The organism is Vibrio sp. D404a (genome assembly GCF_030248535.1).
Lineage (GTDB): Bacteria > Pseudomonadota > Gammaproteobacteria > Enterobacterales > Vibrionaceae > Vibrio.
The window spans coordinates 12,952-28,980 of record NZ_JAHGAJ010000018.1; the positions used below are offsets into that span (position 1 = coordinate 12,952).

The following is a 16,029-nucleotide window of genomic DNA, read 5'->3' on the forward strand; positions in this document are numbered from 1 at the left end:
CAAACGGTTTGTATCTCAAAATAATTCAGTTTCCGAGTTATTGATGACAGCAATCTTTGCTAATAACACATCCTGTGTATCAACGTTTCCTGCCCTTCTCCAATAATCTGGTCCCTAAAACAAAAAAGCCCCGCAGCAATTTCTTGCTACGGGGCGATATTAAAGTGGCGTCTATATAATCTAATCTACTTAATTAGAAAGATAGGAAGAAGCCAGCAATTGTCGCTGCCATCAGGTTAGATAGAGTACCAGCAACAACCGCTTTAACACCCATACGAGCGATGTCGTGACGACGGTTTGGAGCTAGACCACCTAGACCACCTAGTAGAATCGCGATAGAAGAAAGGTTTGCGAAACCACATAGAGCGAACGAGATAATTGCTTGAGTCTTAACAGACATTACTTGGCCAGTCGCTTCAACGATTTGAGCGTTCTCACCAACGTATGGTACGAAGTTTAGGTATGCAACGAATTCGTTAACAACTGTCTTCTGACCAATGAAAGAACCAGCGATAGTTGCTTCTTCCCATGGCACACCAATGATGAATGCTAGAGGAGCGAAGATCCAACCAAGAAGTAGTTCAAGAGTTAGGTTCTCCATACCGAACCAACCGCCAACGCCACCTAGGATACCGTTGATTAGAGCGATTAGACCGATGAACGCTAGTAGCATTGCGCCAACGTTTAGAGCAAGTTGAAGACCAACAGATGCACCACCAGCAGCTGCGTCGATAACGTTAGCTGGTTTGTCGTCGCCGCCGTCCATTTCGTCAGCGATGTTGTCATCTGGAGTGTCAGTTTCTGGCTTGATGATCTTAGCGAATAGTAGACCACCTGGTGCCGCCATGAATGATGCAGCAACTAGGTACTCTAGAGGTACACCCATAGAAGCGTAACCCGCTAGTACACCACCAGCAACAGAAGCTAGACCACCACACATTACAGCGAATAGTTCAGACTGAGTCATTTTTGGTACGAAAGGACGTACAACTAGAGGAGCTTCAGTTTGACCAACGAAGATGTTTGCTGCAGCAGACATAGACTCCGCACGAGATGTGCCAAGAGCTTTCTGTAGGCCACCACCAAGAATCTTGATAACCCATTGCATTACACCAATGTAGTAAAGTACAGAGATAAGTGCAGAGAAGAAGATTAGAGTTGGTAGTACTTGGAATGCAAAGATGAAACCGATACCGTCAACTGAGAAGTTAACTAGGCTGCCGAATAGGAAACCAGTACCGTCTTTACCGTAGTCGATCACGTTTGCTACACCTGCAGAGAAACCTGCAAGAAGGTCACGACCCCAAGGGATGTAAAGTACGAATGCACCAAGTGCGAATTGGATAGCGAATGCGCCACCCACCGTTCTAAAGTTAATAGCTTTGCGGTTGTCAGATAGTAGTACTGCGATTGCAATCAGTACAACCATACCGACTAGGCTCATAAACAGGCTCATAGTTTATGACTTCCTTATTAGTTATTTATTGGCGTGTTACAAAATGGGGCTATAAAGCGCTGGCAATTATACTCATGCGACCACTAATAAAGTAATGCCGCCTTCACACTTTCGTATAAGATTCATGTATCATTCATTTACATATGTGATGAGGATCACGATACAACTGTAATTTACGCAAACGATAAACAAAAACTTTGGATTTTATTCACATATACCGAATAGGAGATGGCTATTTTGCCAAATTTGCGTTGCAATCGATTGCTTTGGTTCTTTTCTAAGCGAAACAAGTTCATTTAATATCGTAACTAAATATTTGGAATGATTAATGTTTCCTTGCTGACCACTTATCGGCATGTCCGGAGCATCGGTCTCTAAAACCATCCATTCAAGGGGCAAACGGGAGACCGTAGTGCGCGTTTTCTGTGCTCTTGGGTAAGTTATCGTGCCACCGACCCCAATATAGAAACCTAAGCGAATCCACTCTAAAGCCTGCTGTTCACTGCCCGAAAAACCATGAATCACACCGCCATTGGCAAATTTTTGCTGCTTGATAAGCTGAATAAGACGGTTGTGTGACTTTCGCTCATGGATGATCAACGGCAGTTTATAAGCCGTAGCAAGCTCAATCTGACGAACAAAAAAGCGCTCTTGCTTGTCGATATCAACATCTACAAAGAAGTCCAAACCGCACTCCCCTATCGCTATACACTGCTTAGAGGCACCGCTTAAGTGATGCTCAAGTTGATCAAAATCACCTTCATTAGCCGTCGCTAGGAAGTAAGGATGAAAACCTAATGCGTAGTAAAGATTAGAGTGATGTGAGCTTAGCTGTTCGAGTGTGTTCCAGTTGTTTTTGCCAATAGAGGGGACAACGACCTTCTCAACTCCTTGCTCTTGCGCGGCTGTGAGATAGTTTTGAGCGGCCATAAGATCGTCTTGAGTGCCAGTTGAAAAGGCGTCGAAATCTAGATGGCAATGGGTATCAAATAGCGGTATCGACATTATGGCTTATCTTTAGACTCGGGTTGTGGATCACTGCGATAAGGAGTGCAGCTACGCTTATTCTCCGGCGTTAACCCTAGCTCTTTACACCATTTATCGTACTGCTTAATCCATCTTTTAATCACTTGAAACATCCACTCTCCTTAAGACCAGACATAAAAAACGCCTATTGCAGAACAATAGACGTTTTTAATCACTTCGACTAGCACCACCTCAACGGGTTAGCACCGTCATCAATAAGATTAGTGCTCGCGAGTTGCACGGAACTCAACATCAGGGAAACGCTCTGACGCTAGGTTTAAGTTAACCATGGTTGGTGCGATGTAGGTTAGGTTATCGCCGCCATCCAATGCTAGGTTAGTCTGGTTCTTACGCTTGAACTCTTCGAATTTCTTCGCGTCGCCACACTCAACCCAACGTGCTGTTGCAACGTTCACGCTCTCGTAGATAGCTTCAACGTTGTATTCCGCTTTCAGACGAGCCACAACCACGTCAAACTGAAGTACACCAACCGCGCCTACAATCAGATCGTTATTCTGTAGTGGACGGAATACTTGTACCGCGCCCTCTTCAGACAGCTGAACTAGACCTTTAAGCAGTTGCTTCTGTTTTAGTGGATCACGTAGACGAATACGACGGAACAGTTCTGGCGCAAAGTTAGGAATACCAGAGAACTTCAGTGATTCACCTTGAGTGAAGGTATCACCAATCTGGATTGTACCGTGGTTATGCAGACCAATGATGTCGCCAGCGTATGCTTTCTCAGCACGTGCACGGTCGCCCGCCATGAAGGTTACCGCATCAGAGATACTGACATTCTTACCAGTACGAACATGGTTCATCTTCATACCTTGAGAGTAAGTACCCGATACGATACGCATGAATGCGATACGGTCACGGTGTTTTGGATCCATGTTTGCTTGGATCTTAAATACGAAGCCTGAGAACTTCTCTTCTGTCGCTTCAACGTCACGCTCAACTGCTTGACGAGTTTTCGGCATTGGAGCCCACTCAGTCAGGCCGTCTAGCATGTGGTCAACACCAAAGTTACCCAATGCAGTACCGAAGAAAACCGGTGTTAGTTCGCCCGCTAGGAACAGCTCATGGTCAAACTCAGGGCATGCGCCCATTACTAGCTCTAGCTCTTCACGTACGCTTTCAGCTAGGTCTGCACCAACTTCTGCATCCAGTTCAGGGTTATCTAAACCTTTAATAATACGAACTTCTTGGATCTCATGGCCGTGACCAGATTCGTACAAAATCGTCTCATCGCGGTGAATGTGGTAAACACCTTTAAACTCTTTACCACAACCGATTGGCCAAGAGATTGGTGCACACGCCATACCTAGCTCGCTTTCAACTTCATCTAGAACTTCCATTGGATCACGTACATCACGGTCCAATTTGTTCATGAAGGTTACGATTGGAGTATCACGTAGACGCGTTACTTCCATTAGTTTACGTGTACGGTCTTCGACACCTTTTGCAGCATCGATAACCATTAGACATGAGTCAACAGCCGTTAGTGTACGGTAGGTATCTTCCGAGAAGTCTTCGTGCCCCGGAGTATCTAGTAGGTTTACTAGGCAATCGTTGTACGGGAACTGCATCACAGACGTGGTTACCGAGATACCACGTTCTTTTTCCATCTCCATCCAGTCAGACTTAGCATGCTGGTTAGAGCCACGGCCTTTTACGGTACCCGCTTTTTGAATCGCGTTTCCGAATAAAAGAACCTTTTCAGTAATCGTGGTTTTACCCGCATCCGGGTGAGAGATAATCGCAAACGTTCTACGTTTGCTCACTTCTTGTTGGAAAGACATAGTCGCCCTTTGCTGATCTAAAGCGTAAAAAGGGCAAGTTGTTGAGACTTGCCCTTGAATTTTGTGTGCGGATTATACAGAAGTCGCCCAGCTTTCTAAAGCCTGAGCTAGAAAAAGTCAGGAGTTAGAGTAATGACGGCTTACACTAGCCCAAAGAGCCAGACATAGGTACGACGTTGGAGACAGGAGCCAGCCTAAGGTTCTGTATCAACCTCTCTGCCGTTTGAGGGGAAGATAGGTAAAAGCCCTGACCGATTTCACACCCCATCGCCATTAAATCTCGTTGCTGTTCTAATGTCTCCACACCCTCAGCAACCACGGCGACTCCAAGCTCATTACCAATCTGAATCATGCTCTTAAGTAGCACCAGTGAGGTCGAGTTAGTGACATAATCCATCACAAAGCTGCGATCGATTTTAAGGGTATCAAACTCAAAGTCTTTAAGATAAGAGAGTGAGGAAAATCCAGTACCAAAATCATCGAGAGCGATACGAACACCAAGCTGACGCAGCTCTTTAAAAATGATTTGTGCAAACTGGTCATTCTCTATCATCACGGTTTCCGTGATCTCCACTTCGATTTTATGCGTTGCCACACCACTAGAGATGATCACGCGTTTTAATGCATCAAAAAACTGAGGATGCTTTAAGCTGCGAGCCGAGATATTCAGGCTCATCACACCAATATCAATGCCGCGAGTCAGCCAGTTCTTATGTTGCGCTAACGCCAGTTCCGCCACCAGCAGATCGATCTGACGAATTTGCCCCGTCGCTTCCGCAACAGGGATAAAGTCATTCGGGTACATTAAACCTTTAATCGGATGATGCCAGCGTACAAGCGCTTCCACACCCTCAATATCACCCGACTTCAACGCCCACTTTGGTAAGTAATGAATCTCAAACTGCTGTTTATCAATGGCTTGCCTTAAGTCGCGTTCCAACTCTTTTTGCGACATAGCAATATAGTTGAGCTCTTTGGAATAGAACTGGAAATTGTTTTTCCCTAGTGACTTGGCGTGATACATCGCATCATCAGCATAACGGATCAGAGAGTGCTGAGAGGTGCTATCGTCTGGGTAAATCGAAATACCAATACTCGCTGTGACTTCCGCGGTTCCATGTTTCAGTTCAAAGGGCTCTCTCAGACGCTTAATCAGTTTCGAGGCAATTTTATTGGCGACACTCACCGCCATATCGACATCGCGTAAATGCTCCAAAACAATAACAAACTCATCACCGCTGAATCGCGCCGAGAGATCCGTCACTCGAATCGATTGTGTTATGCGCTGTGCGACCCGCTTTAACAGTTCATCACCTGCGGCATGACCATAGAGATCGTTGACCTCTTTAAAATGATCAAGATCGAGAAACAACAGCGCGAACGGACGCTGAGTCTGTTGAGCATTGAGTATCGACTGCCCGAGTCTATCGAGAAACAGAGTTCGATTAGGTAACTCAGTTAAAGGATCGAAGTAAGCTTGAGTATGAAGCTGTTTGTTCTTGAGCTCGATAGAAGACTTGGCATCAGTGAGCGATTTCAATAACAAGTCTCGGCTCTGTTCATGCTTAAACTGAACACGGAGCGAGTACACACCGATAAAGACAGCCGCAATAATCAGGGTAATACTGGTTTTGGTATAGCTGGCAATGCCTGACTCATAGCTGGTTTTGATCACGCGCTGAATCTCATCCGCCTGACTGGCGAAGTCGAGATAATACTCGTCTGTCTTCAATCCCAATGACGGTGTTTCTAAAACCGATTGTTGATAGTGCGAACCAGCATATTGGCGAAACTCAGCTAGTGTTTGGCGTAGCATCATCAATCTTTCTCGAAGTTCAGGGTCACTGATCGGTTGATAGCTACCCATGATGCTCTCTCCCCCATCAAGCAGCGCTCCTACATGCCAATCCGCAATCTCTAAGTAGTACCAAACCTCTTGGATCGATTGGGTTGTATCGCCAGACACAATTTCATCAAACCATAAATAAGCGAGCGAACCATTGATCTTTATCTCAGCAGCAGCTTCTGCAAGGGGGGACTTTTTGATCAAGAGATCGGTCGATTGCATGACGAGGACTGTGGTCGACGCTACCACCAGCAACGCTAATAGAGAGGTGAAGAGGAACTTTCGCTTATTTAGCAATTTGGGGAACAACATAATCAGGACAATAGGATGAGGAATGAATCAACCTTAACCCATCAATGTTTCAAATTAATGAACAGCCAGATATTTCAGTTACTTATGAAGTTTTGATGAATATTGGTGAGTGCACATTGTATAACCAAGTCCAACACCGTATATTTCGGTAGCTTGATTAAATCTGACAATGCAGGCCGATAGAAGCGTAACGTACACTATGATGGAAAGGTTCTTACACAAAGCAATCACCACTGTTTTCTGTTTGTCTCTATGGTCAACCATGGGCATGGCGAAAGATCTGATCAAGATCGAAGGCTCCAGCACGGTTTATCCCATCACTCGTCAGTTTGCTCAGCAGTTTATGAGCCTGCACAAAGACGTCGCGCAAGTTGTGGTTGGTGTCACCGGAACCGGAGGGGGCTTTCGCAAATTTTGCCGCGGCAAGACGGATATCTCCAACGCCTCTCGTCCTATCAAGACTCAAGAAAAAGCCTTGTGCCGAGAGAATGGCATTGAATTTTTAGAACTGCCCATTGCGCTCGATGCGATCACGCTTGTGGTCAGCAAAGACAATAACTGGTTGCAACACCTGTCCCTTGAAGAGTTGGCCACTTTATGGCACCCCTCTTCTGAGAAAACCATTACTCATTGGCATCAGCTCAATCCGAGCTTCCCAACAGAGCCAATTAAGCTCTATGCTCCGGGTAGTGACTCGGGAACTTACGACTACTTCACCAATGTTGTTCTTAATGGTAATGAACTGCGCAGCGACCATGTCGCCAATGAAGATGACTACCTGCTGGCCTCAAAGGTCGCCACCGATAAAAATGCGTTGGCCTTCTTAGGCTTTGCCTATTACCAAAACAATCAAACTCAACTCAAAGCTGTCTCGATATCAAGAAAAGATCAGCCAGCCATCGCGCCGAGTATCAATAGTGTCACCAGTGGCCAATACAACTCGCTCTCTCGCCCCTTGTTCATCTACGTTAATAAGGCAGCCGTCAATCGATACTCCGTCAATCAGTTCGTCGAGCACTACTTAAATCAAAAGCATCTCTCGTATGTCGTGAGTACTGCGGGCTACATCCCACTATCCCCTAGAATGCAAAATACCGCCCAATCGATTTTTGAAGCCCAAACTATTGGTTCAGTGTTTAACAGTAAGGAACTGAGCACCAACTTCGAGCGCTTTATGGAGCGTAATTAAGTCGTTATCTTGGCTTTAAAGAAAATGGGCAACAAAAAAGCCCAACCTAAGTTGAGCTTTGCTAATATCGATATTGTCGAACAAAAGACTAAAAGAATATGTAGCTCATGATGATTGCATCTTCTTTGCCTGTTGCCGTTGGGTAGTAATTACGGCGACGGTCAACCTCATTGAATCCTACCCACTCATACAGACCAAATGCGTTAAGGTTGCTTTCACGCACCTCAAGCCATGCACTTTCTGCCTTTGCTTGTTCACACACCAATAGAAAATGTTCAATCAAAGCTTTGCCATAACCTTTGCCTTGATGGTGAGGAGCAACAGCGATGTTCAGCAGCGTTACTTCGCCAACGATGTTTTGCGCATAGAAGTACCCAACCACTTCATCGTCGACTAGCATCACATGATGGCAGCCGCCGCGACTATCGAGATCGCGAATCATGTTTTGTGACCAAGGATGAGTATGAGCTTGCTGCTCAATCTGCCAGATTGCATCAAGATGCGACTCTGACATGGAGATAAATTGACTATTCATAAGAACAAATTTGTTGCCACAAAGCTCGACGTTGCTGGTTGTTGCCATCGATGTGAGATAATAAAGGGGACTGCAGCGTTTTAGCCGCAATATCAGTATCGGATTCACACCCTGCGAACCACACCCATTGCGGTGAACTTAAATCAAAATGACTCAGCTCACTTGGGTGTACATACTGCGCTTGTGATAACTCCAGCTTGATACTTTTCAACACTCGTTCAAACATCTCTGCCAGTGCACCTTGAGGCTTTTCTGGTGAAACTAATAGCAACTGGCATGTTTCAGGCAGTTTAGCGAGCTCGGTCTGATAACCAGCCAGACGCTCGGGGTGGCTCAGTTCCCACTGAGTAATCCCCATTTCTTGTAAATACTGCGCATGAATCTGTGACATGTGTTTGCCTATATGACTGAGCTCAAGGTTGAATCGAGCTGATACTAACAAAAAATAAAGGAGCATCAAGCTCCTTTATTTTTATTGGTCACGTTTCTTCTACTACTGCCTGATACAATGACTGAGCAGAAGATAGCTTGGCTAGTCTAAAGTTCATTAAACTCAGGGCTATATTCGATAGTACCACTGTGCCCATCAAAGATGCCCTCGACCAACTCAATCGCTTGGAATGCCCCCTCAGGTACATCCCAACGACATTGCAAATCGAATTCGCTGGCTGGTTTAAATCCAACCTTGCTGTAGAAGCTTGGGTCGCCCAGAACCACACATGCTGGATAACCAAAATCGTGCAGTGACGAAAATGCCTCTTCCATTAGCGATTTAGCAATACCTTGACCACGAAAGTCTTCACGTACCGCCAATGGCGCTAGGCCTTGCCAGTTGTAGTCTTCACCTTTGAGTGTGAGCGGGCTAAACATCACATGCCCAACCACTTCACCCTCGTCAGAGCACGCCACTAGAGATAGTGTTAAATGGCTATTCTCTCGCAGGCTCATCACCAGGTTGGCTTCCGCCTCTGTTTCAAAAACAGATTTCAGTAAGCGGTCAATTGCAAGTATGTCTGCAGGTGCTTCAGTTCGAATAAGCATTCATTACCTCATTTTGTGTCTGAGGTGATTGTACCCCCTTCTGCACAAAATCAGCTAATTGATTCAACAACATTTTCATTGGAGCAGGAAGTAAGTCTAAATCCACGCTATCCATTAGGTTCTTCACCTCTAGACCAAGCTCGGTATCCCCTTCAATTGAAAGGCGGCGTTGGAAAAATAGCGTATCTGGGTCTTCTTTACGCCCAGCGATCAAAACAAGGTCATTTAGGTTGCCACTGAAGCTCACATCTTCGGTTACTTCTTTGTCTGCCACCACCAGCTTTTCATCTTGATAGCTGATACACCAACTTAACCCCATGTCTTTTATGGACACTTTTAGCCACTTATCTTCGAGAAACTCAAAGTCACCATCTTCCAATGCTTCCTTGAAGACATTTTTAAGAGCTTCTAATAAGGCTTTTTTTTGTACTGTTTTTGGCAATAACTGGACTGGAGATCGCAAAATTGATGCGGCATTTTGAACTAGTTGAGTGCGAATCTTGTTTATCACGTGACTTATCCGTAACTTTATCAATAATATGGATCTCATCATAAGTGATGTTAAAGGCTCAATTCCTGTTATGTATCAAATTAATTTCGGTTTGATGCTTGTACTTTAATATCCCCAAAATCGCGGTTATAGTAACTCAGGTAATGAGAACAGTCGCAAAATCGCAGCTATGTTAGCTAGATACCTAAAATTACATCATTCAGTAATAAACATTCATCTATAATGAATGCTCAAGCTCTTGGAGAATTGGTAGTACTTTGATGCCTCCCCAGCAACTACAACATTGGTTTTCACAGCTCACAGCAAATAGCCCTTTCTTTTTTGCTGTTCTGGATGCTCAACATAACTATTTTATGGTGAATGAGCGCTACTGTGATATTGCGGGGTTAAACCAATCAGAGTTAACCGGAATGAACGACCGTCAAACCCTCGGCGACCAGTTCTACCAACATCTTAAGCCTTATTACGAGCGCGCTTTTAAAGGCGAATCCATTGAAGCGGAAATCACGCTCAACGAGACCGACCTCGACACCAGCCTTCACTTCAGCCTAGCCCCACTGTCTAACGGCAAAGAGACGGATTACATTGTTTTCCACGCCTTTGACACCTCTGAAAACCAAGTTCTAGTGCGCTCACTCGAAGAGTCTGAAGCCAAATTCCACAAGCTATCTTATTTGCTGCCAGACGGCCTGCTTCTTGTCGAAGATGACTTTATTCTCTCTTCTAACCCAGCGGCCGCACGTTTACTTGGGTTTAACTCGCCATCAGAGTTGCTTGGCGAAGAGTTAGGGCGTCTGTTTATTGATGAGCAAACCAAAACAGTCTTTAACAATAAGCTCAGCTCTATTGTTTCTGAGTCTGGTTTGGTGTGCTTAACTGGCGCGCGCTGTGGCTTTGAACGTAAGGTTCAATTGCATATTGATTCAACCGCCTTGTTAGGCAGTACGACTCAGTTAGTCTTGATTCAAGACGCACAAGAGACACCCAAAACCATTACGACAGCCGTTAATGAAGATGCCTATATCGACGACCTAACCAAGCTGTATAACCGTGTTGGTTTCACCAAGCGACTCGAGCAATTCATTCATAATGAAACAGCTGTTGTAATGCTGTACCTCGACATTGATAACTTCAAAAACATCAATGATTCACTCGGCCATCATATTGGTGACAAGGTGATCAAAGAGGTCGCCTCGCGCCTGAAGCGTCTATTACCAAGACGTGCTGTGGTGGGTCACTTAGGTGGCGATGAGTTCGGTATCATCCTGCCAGAGCCAGAGCACAAGCAGACGGTTGAAACCCTATCAGAGAAGATCATCTCGCTGATCAATCAACCGTTCGATCTGCACCACTTTAGTAAGCGCTTAGCTTGTTCGATTGGTAGTGTTAGCTTCCCACAAGATGGCATTGATGCCCGTATTTTGCTGCAAAACGCCGATACTGCGATGTATGAAGCGAAAGACCGAGGTCGTAACCGCTTAATCAAGTTCAACGAACAGATGAACAAAGAAGCTCGTATGCGTCTTTGGCTCGAAATCGAACTTCAGAAAGCACTGCAGCAGAATGGTTTAGAGGTGTGGTATCAGCCTAAGGTTAACGCCCGTGATTTCACCATCAACGGCGCAGAAGCGTTAGTACGTTGGAAGCACCCTGTTGAAGGCTACATCAGCCCTGCCGCCTTTATCCCGGTCGCGGAGCGAGCTGGTCTGATTGAACAACTGGGGCGGGTGGTCATGCGTGAAGTATTTGCAACGGTTAAGCGTTGGAAGATTCAGGGTATCTTACCGGGGCGTGTCGCAATCAACCTTTCTCCAGAGCAATTTGGTAACCCTAAGCTTATCGACTACATGGAGAAACTGCTGCGTACGACAGAGCTAGACCCAAGCGCGATTACCTTCGAGTTGACCGAAAGTGCGGTGATGAGTGACAGCGAACACACGCTTCAGATGCTTAACGCCATTAAGAAGCTTGGCTTTGCCCTATCAATTGACGATTTTGGTACTGGTTACTCATCGCTCTCTTACTTGGCTCGTTTCCCAATTGACGAGTTGAAGATAGATCGTGCCTTCATCACCGACATTGATACCCTGCCAAAGCAAGTCACGGTGATTGAGAACATCATCAACCTCGGTAAGTCTCTCAACCTGACTGTGGTTGCTGAAGGTGTAGAAACCAGTGAGCAAGCCACACTGCTCTCGAACCTGAACTGTAGCTCTATACAAGGTTTCCACTTCTACCGACCTCAGCCAAAACAGGAAGTTGAAGAGCTATTCGCCCAGAACCGTCGCCACAAGAACTAACCCACCAGTTTTGAATTTTACTCTACCTCAAATGGAGTAAAAGCGGATTTATCCGACTAAACCTGCCTTACATCAATTCTGACGTTCACATTTCTTCATAAAATGCTCGCTTCAAATTTATCTACTGGTAGTGAGCAAATGGAACTCTTATGCCCAGCAGGAAACCTACCTGCTTTGAAAACAGCCATTGACTGTGGTGCCGATGCTGTCTACATCGGATTCAAAGACGACACCAATGCACGCCACTTTGCTGGCCTGAACTTCTCTGGCAAAAAGCTGGATCGTGCCGTTGAATACGTCCATGACCGCAACAAAAAAATTCATATCGCACTCAACACATTCGCTCACCCTAACGGTTTCCAGCGCTGGACTAATGCCGTCGACCAAGCAGCCGCACTAGGCGTTGATGCTCTGATCGTGGCAGATATTGCCGTACTTGAATACGCAGCAAATAAATACCCTCACATGGAGCTACACCTGTCGGTACAAGCATCAGCAACCAATGCGGCTGCGATTGATTTCTACCACAAGAACTTCAATGTGAAACGTGTGGTATTGCCACGTGTGTTGTCGATTCATCAAGTAAAACAACTCTCTCGTAATATCTCTTCTGACGTTGACCTTGAAGTCTTCGCCTTTGGTAGCCTATGCATTATGGCTGAAGGTCGTTGCTATCTGTCTTCATACATGACCGGCGAATCCCCAAATACGGTAGGCGCCTGTTCTCCTGCGAAATACGTTCGCTGGCAAGAAACAGAAACCGGGCTAGAGTCACGACTAAATGAAATCTTGATCGACAAATACGCTCAGGGCGAGAACGCAGGCTACCCAACCTTATGTAAAGGTCGCTTTGAAGCGGACATTGAAGGCGAGCGTAAGCGCTACCACGCCCTTGAAGAACCAACCAGCCTCAATACCCTCTCGATGCTGCCAGAGCTGTTTGCCGCTAACGTTGCATCGGTGAAAATCGAAGGTCGTCAACGCAGCCCTGCCTACGTTGAACAAGTGACTCATACTTGGCGCGCTGCGATTGATCGCTACCAAGCCAACCCAGAGGCTTATCACGTTGATGCCGCTTGGAATGCTGCCTTAGCAAATGTATCAGAAGGCACACAAACGACGCTTGGTGCTTACCACCGTAAATGGCAATAGGATCGATGGAGAACGCAATGAAATACGCACTAGGTCCACTACTCTACTTCTGGCCAAAGCAAGATGTAGAAAGCTTCTACGAGCAAGCAAAAACAAGCTCTGCCGACATTATCTATCTTGGTGAAGCGGTCTGTTCTAAACGCCGTGAGATGAAAACCAAACACTGGCTGGATATTGCCAAAGAACTATCAGCGTCAGGTAAACAAGTTGTGCTTTCAACCATGGCGCTGTTAGAAGCGCCAAGCGAAGTGAACATCATGAAGAAATACGTCGACAACGGCGATTTCGCGATTGAAGCCAATGATGTATCAGCGATTCAGCTGGCGAGTGAAAGTAAGGTGCCATTTGTGGTTGGCCCTGCGGTCAACACTTATAATGCACACACCCTAAACCTGTTTCTTAAGCAGGGTATGACACGTTGGTGTATGCCGGTTGAGCTATCTCGCGAGTGGCTATCTAACGTGCTGACTCAGTGTGAAGAACTCAACATTCGTAACAAGTTCGAAGTTGAGGTGTTCAGCCACGGTTATCTGCCTTTAGCTTACTCAGCGCGTTGCTTCACTGCTCGTGCTGAAAACAAAGCAAAAGACGATTGCGAGACTTGCTGCATCAAGTACCCAACAGGTCTTCAAGTCGAGAGCCAAGAGGGGCAATCAGTCTTCAACCTTAACGGTATCCAGACTCAGTCAGGTTACTGCTACAACCTAATCAATGATCTGCCGAATATGCATGATCTGGTTGATGTGGTTCGTCTAAGCCCACTAGGTATCGACACCTTCTCTGAGCTCAATAACTTCAGAGCTAATGAAAACGGTGAGAGCCCAATTCAGATTGCTGACCGTCAGTGCAACGGCTACTGGCACCAATTAGCAGGCTTAGAAGTAAAGAACATCTAAGCCAAGCCCTCAAAAACACAAAAAGGTCTAGCAATCGCTAGACCTTTTCTTTATCCATAAACTTCTAATCGGTTATGCGGTGGCCGTTTGCAGATCCGGCGCATTGAGCTTCTTTATATCTTTCACCAGCATCACGATCACGACCGCGCTCAGCGCAATGTTTGAGAGTGGGTACGCGATCCAGATCCCCGGCACACCAAACAGCTTCGGCATGATGTACAAGAACGGTAGCTGAATCAGCATATTACCGACCGTGACAAACATCGCCTTACTGCCTTTGTTGACGGCTTGGTAATAAGCACCTGCTACCACTAGGAAACCATCCAGAGCCAAGGCAAACATGTGTAGTCTAATCCCCAATACCGTGTATTCCACCAGCTGTGGGTCTTCAGAGTTAAACACTGAGACAAATTCCCTTGGGAAGATGTTCAATAGAATAATAAACGCCATGCCGACAGCAACAGAGCTCACCATCGCAATCTTAAGCAGTTGGCGAATGTTGTCTTGGCGCTTAGCTCCGTGGTTGTAACTCACAAGCGGCTGCATACCATTGGCGATACCCTCTGCTGTGAGGTAGTAAACCGTCACAATGTAGCCAAGGATAGCGTAAGCACCAATCATCAACTGGTTACCATATTGAGCAAACAGTGCGTTATGCAGCGCGACCATCATCGAGCCGTAAGCATACATAAAGAAACTAGAGGTGCCGATGGCAAAGATCTGAGGAATCACATTTAACTTCAGTCTTAATTCACTCCAGCGCAGACGCAGGTTCGCTCTACGTGAGAAGAAGTAAGCTAAACCGAGCCCGGTTACGACAAACTGTGCAATCGCGGTGGCAAGTGCTGCACCGGTCAACTCCCAATTCAGCCATGCGATGAACATATAATCGAGTACGATGTTGATCACCGCCCCTACGACCATCAAAATAGTCGCTAAATTCGGGCTGTCGTCATTACGCAGCAAGAACGGCATTGCTATCGAGCCCAAGGTAAAGACACTGCCCACAATCAGAATCTGTAGGTACTGCAAGCCAAGATCAAACACTCGCCCTTCAGCGCCCTGCCAACGTAAAAAATCGTCTGCAAACAAGAACAAGATCCCGGCAACGAATGGAGCCAATGCTAATAACAGGGTCAGGCCAGTCGCAAGGATCTGTTTTGCACCCTGTGTATCTTTCTCCCCTTGGCGAATCGAAACCAAGGCTCCAGTACCTACACCCACGAGCATACCTAGGCCAAGGATCGAGCCGATCACAGGCCAAGCAACGTTGATACCCGCTAGGCCATCGGCACCGACAAAGCGACCAATGAAAATGCCATCGACGACTTGGTATAAGCCATTGACCAGCATTGCAGCCACGGTTGGGATTGTGTAGCGCCAAAACTGGCGACTGATTGACTGACTCATCTTCTACTCTTACTTTCTGCTGTTATCTCACTACCAATGAGTGAGTAATGACGTTTCTGCTGTCCTTGAAACTTATGTTCATCCTGCTGATCACTTAGTTAACCAGACTAACTAAATAATCAAATTTTTACTTTAATGCTTTGCTTAGCAATAGGTTTAACTGCTTTGATTCGTCTTCAGTTAATTGACTCTCTAGCGTGTTCGCCATTACCTGATAGATTTTGCTCTCTTCTTCTAGACCAGTTTCTGCTTTTGCTGTCAGCACAACCAATTTAGATCGTGCATCCTCTGGACTGGGCATTCGCTCGACTAAACCTTTTCGCTCTAAACGCTGAACCATAGTTGTCGCCGAAGGCTTAGTGACCAGCATCTCTTCAGCAAGGTCCGTTAGTCGAATTGGCTCTTTAGACGCTTGAATCACTTTAAGGTAGTCGTACTCATTAAAGCTCAGCTGTCCAATCGGATCCTCTTTTAACTGCGTTCGCCATATCTTAGAGGCAAAGCGTTCTATCTTTTCTAGGTTTTCGTTCAACATCTATTCTTCGAACAACCA

15 protein-coding genes are annotated in these 16,029 nt (G+C 45.9%); 4 read left to right on the forward strand and 11 right to left on the reverse strand.

The genetic code is table 11. From position 1 onward, the window contains the following. Nucleotides 1-193 precede the first annotated feature (193 nt). The 5 genes from KI655_RS11325 to KI655_RS11345 all read right to left on the reverse strand — a co-directional run bounded on the left by KI655_RS11325 (nucleotide 194) and on the right by KI655_RS11345 (nucleotide 6,442). A complete protein-coding gene (locus KI655_RS11325) occupies nucleotides 194-1,456 on the reverse strand; it encodes a NupC/NupG family nucleoside CNT transporter (RefSeq protein ID WP_285404911.1) in 1,263 nt (420 codons plus the stop codon). Between the two features lie 204 nt (nucleotides 1,457-1,660). Next, nucleotides 1,661-2,461, reverse strand: a complete 801-nt coding sequence (locus KI655_RS11330) for a TatD family hydrolase (RefSeq protein WP_285404913.1) — start codon at nucleotides 2,459-2,461, stop codon at nucleotides 1,661-1,663. Beyond that, nucleotides 2,461-2,595, reverse strand: a complete 135-nt coding sequence (locus KI655_RS11335; protein WP_285404915.1) for a DUF5363 family protein — start codon at nucleotides 2,593-2,595, stop codon at nucleotides 2,461-2,463. The genes KI655_RS11330 and KI655_RS11335 overlap by 1 nt, the downstream gene beginning before the upstream one ends. Before the next feature lie 108 nt (nucleotides 2,596-2,703). Continuing rightward, a complete protein-coding gene (gene prfC, locus KI655_RS11340) occupies nucleotides 2,704-4,284 on the reverse strand; it encodes a peptide chain release factor 3 (protein WP_285404917.1) in 1,581 nt (526 codons plus the stop codon). Between the two features lie 145 nt (nucleotides 4,285-4,429). Beyond that, nucleotides 4,430-6,442 carry a bifunctional diguanylate cyclase/phosphodiesterase gene (locus KI655_RS11345; protein ID WP_285404919.1) on the reverse strand — a complete coding sequence of 671 codons (2,013 nt, stop codon included), beginning with the start codon at nucleotides 6,440-6,442 and terminating at the stop codon, nucleotides 4,430-4,432. 202 nt (nucleotides 6,443-6,644) lie between these two features. On the opposite strand from KI655_RS11345, the gene KI655_RS11350 reads away from it, so the two are divergent. Next, nucleotides 6,645-7,631 (forward strand): PstS family phosphate ABC transporter substrate-binding protein, encoded by a 987-nt coding sequence (locus tag KI655_RS11350; RefSeq protein WP_285404921.1) that lies wholly within the window; start codon nucleotides 6,645-6,647, stop codon nucleotides 7,629-7,631. Between the two features lie 88 nt (nucleotides 7,632-7,719). Here the strand turns inward: KI655_RS11350 and rimI are convergent, their stop codons facing one another. The 4 genes from rimI to KI655_RS11370 all read right to left on the reverse strand — a co-directional run bounded on the left by rimI (nucleotide 7,720) and on the right by KI655_RS11370 (nucleotide 9,718). After that, the gene (rimI, locus tag KI655_RS11355) at nucleotides 7,720-8,166 is read right to left on the reverse strand and encodes a ribosomal protein S18-alanine N-acetyltransferase (protein ID WP_285404923.1); all 447 of its coding nucleotides are present in this window, start codon (nucleotides 8,164-8,166) and stop codon (nucleotides 7,720-7,722) included. Further along, nucleotides 8,159-8,557: a DNA polymerase III subunit psi gene (locus tag KI655_RS11360; RefSeq protein WP_285404925.1), complete on the reverse strand. Its 399-nt coding sequence runs from the start codon at nucleotides 8,555-8,557 to the stop codon at nucleotides 8,159-8,161. Before KI655_RS11360 ends, rimI begins: the two co-directional genes overlap by 8 nt. Before the next feature lie 146 nt (nucleotides 8,558-8,703). After that, complete coding sequence (locus KI655_RS11365) at nucleotides 8,704-9,207, reverse strand: GNAT family N-acetyltransferase (protein WP_285404927.1); 504 nt, start codon at nucleotides 9,205-9,207, stop codon at nucleotides 8,704-8,706. After that, the gene (locus KI655_RS11370) at nucleotides 9,191-9,718 is read right to left on the reverse strand and encodes an SCP2 domain-containing protein (protein ID WP_285404930.1); all 528 of its coding nucleotides are present in this window, start codon (nucleotides 9,716-9,718) and stop codon (nucleotides 9,191-9,193) included. The genes KI655_RS11365 and KI655_RS11370 overlap by 17 nt, the downstream gene beginning before the upstream one ends. A 260-nt stretch (nucleotides 9,719-9,978) precedes the next feature. Between KI655_RS11370 and KI655_RS11375 the strand changes: the two genes are divergently transcribed. The 3 genes from KI655_RS11375 to KI655_RS11385 all read left to right on the forward strand — a co-directional run bounded on the left by KI655_RS11375 (nucleotide 9,979) and on the right by KI655_RS11385 (nucleotide 14,066). Further along, nucleotides 9,979-12,018, forward strand: coding sequence for a bifunctional diguanylate cyclase/phosphodiesterase (locus tag KI655_RS11375; protein ID WP_285404932.1), 2,040 nt, complete (start codon nucleotides 9,979-9,981; stop codon nucleotides 12,016-12,018). 138 nt (nucleotides 12,019-12,156) lie between these two features. Then, a complete protein-coding gene (locus KI655_RS11380; RefSeq protein ID WP_285404934.1) occupies nucleotides 12,157-13,170 on the forward strand; it encodes a peptidase U32 family protein in 1,014 nt (337 codons plus the stop codon). Between the two features lie 17 nt (nucleotides 13,171-13,187). Continuing rightward, on the forward strand, nucleotides 13,188-14,066 hold the full coding sequence (locus KI655_RS11385) for a U32 family peptidase (RefSeq protein ID WP_285404935.1): 879 nt from the start codon (nucleotides 13,188-13,190) through the stop codon (nucleotides 14,064-14,066). A 72-nt stretch (nucleotides 14,067-14,138) separates the two neighbouring features. Here the strand turns inward: KI655_RS11385 and KI655_RS11390 are convergent, their stop codons facing one another. Beyond that, the gene (locus tag KI655_RS11390; RefSeq protein WP_285404936.1) at nucleotides 14,139-15,476 is read right to left on the reverse strand and encodes an MATE family efflux transporter; all 1,338 of its coding nucleotides are present in this window, start codon (nucleotides 15,474-15,476) and stop codon (nucleotides 14,139-14,141) included. Between the two features lie 127 nt (nucleotides 15,477-15,603). Then, nucleotides 15,604-16,011 carry a MarR family winged helix-turn-helix transcriptional regulator gene (locus KI655_RS11395; RefSeq protein ID WP_285404937.1) on the reverse strand — a complete coding sequence of 136 codons (408 nt, stop codon included), beginning with the start codon at nucleotides 16,009-16,011 and terminating at the stop codon, nucleotides 15,604-15,606. Between the last annotated feature and the right edge of the window lie 18 nt (nucleotides 16,012-16,029).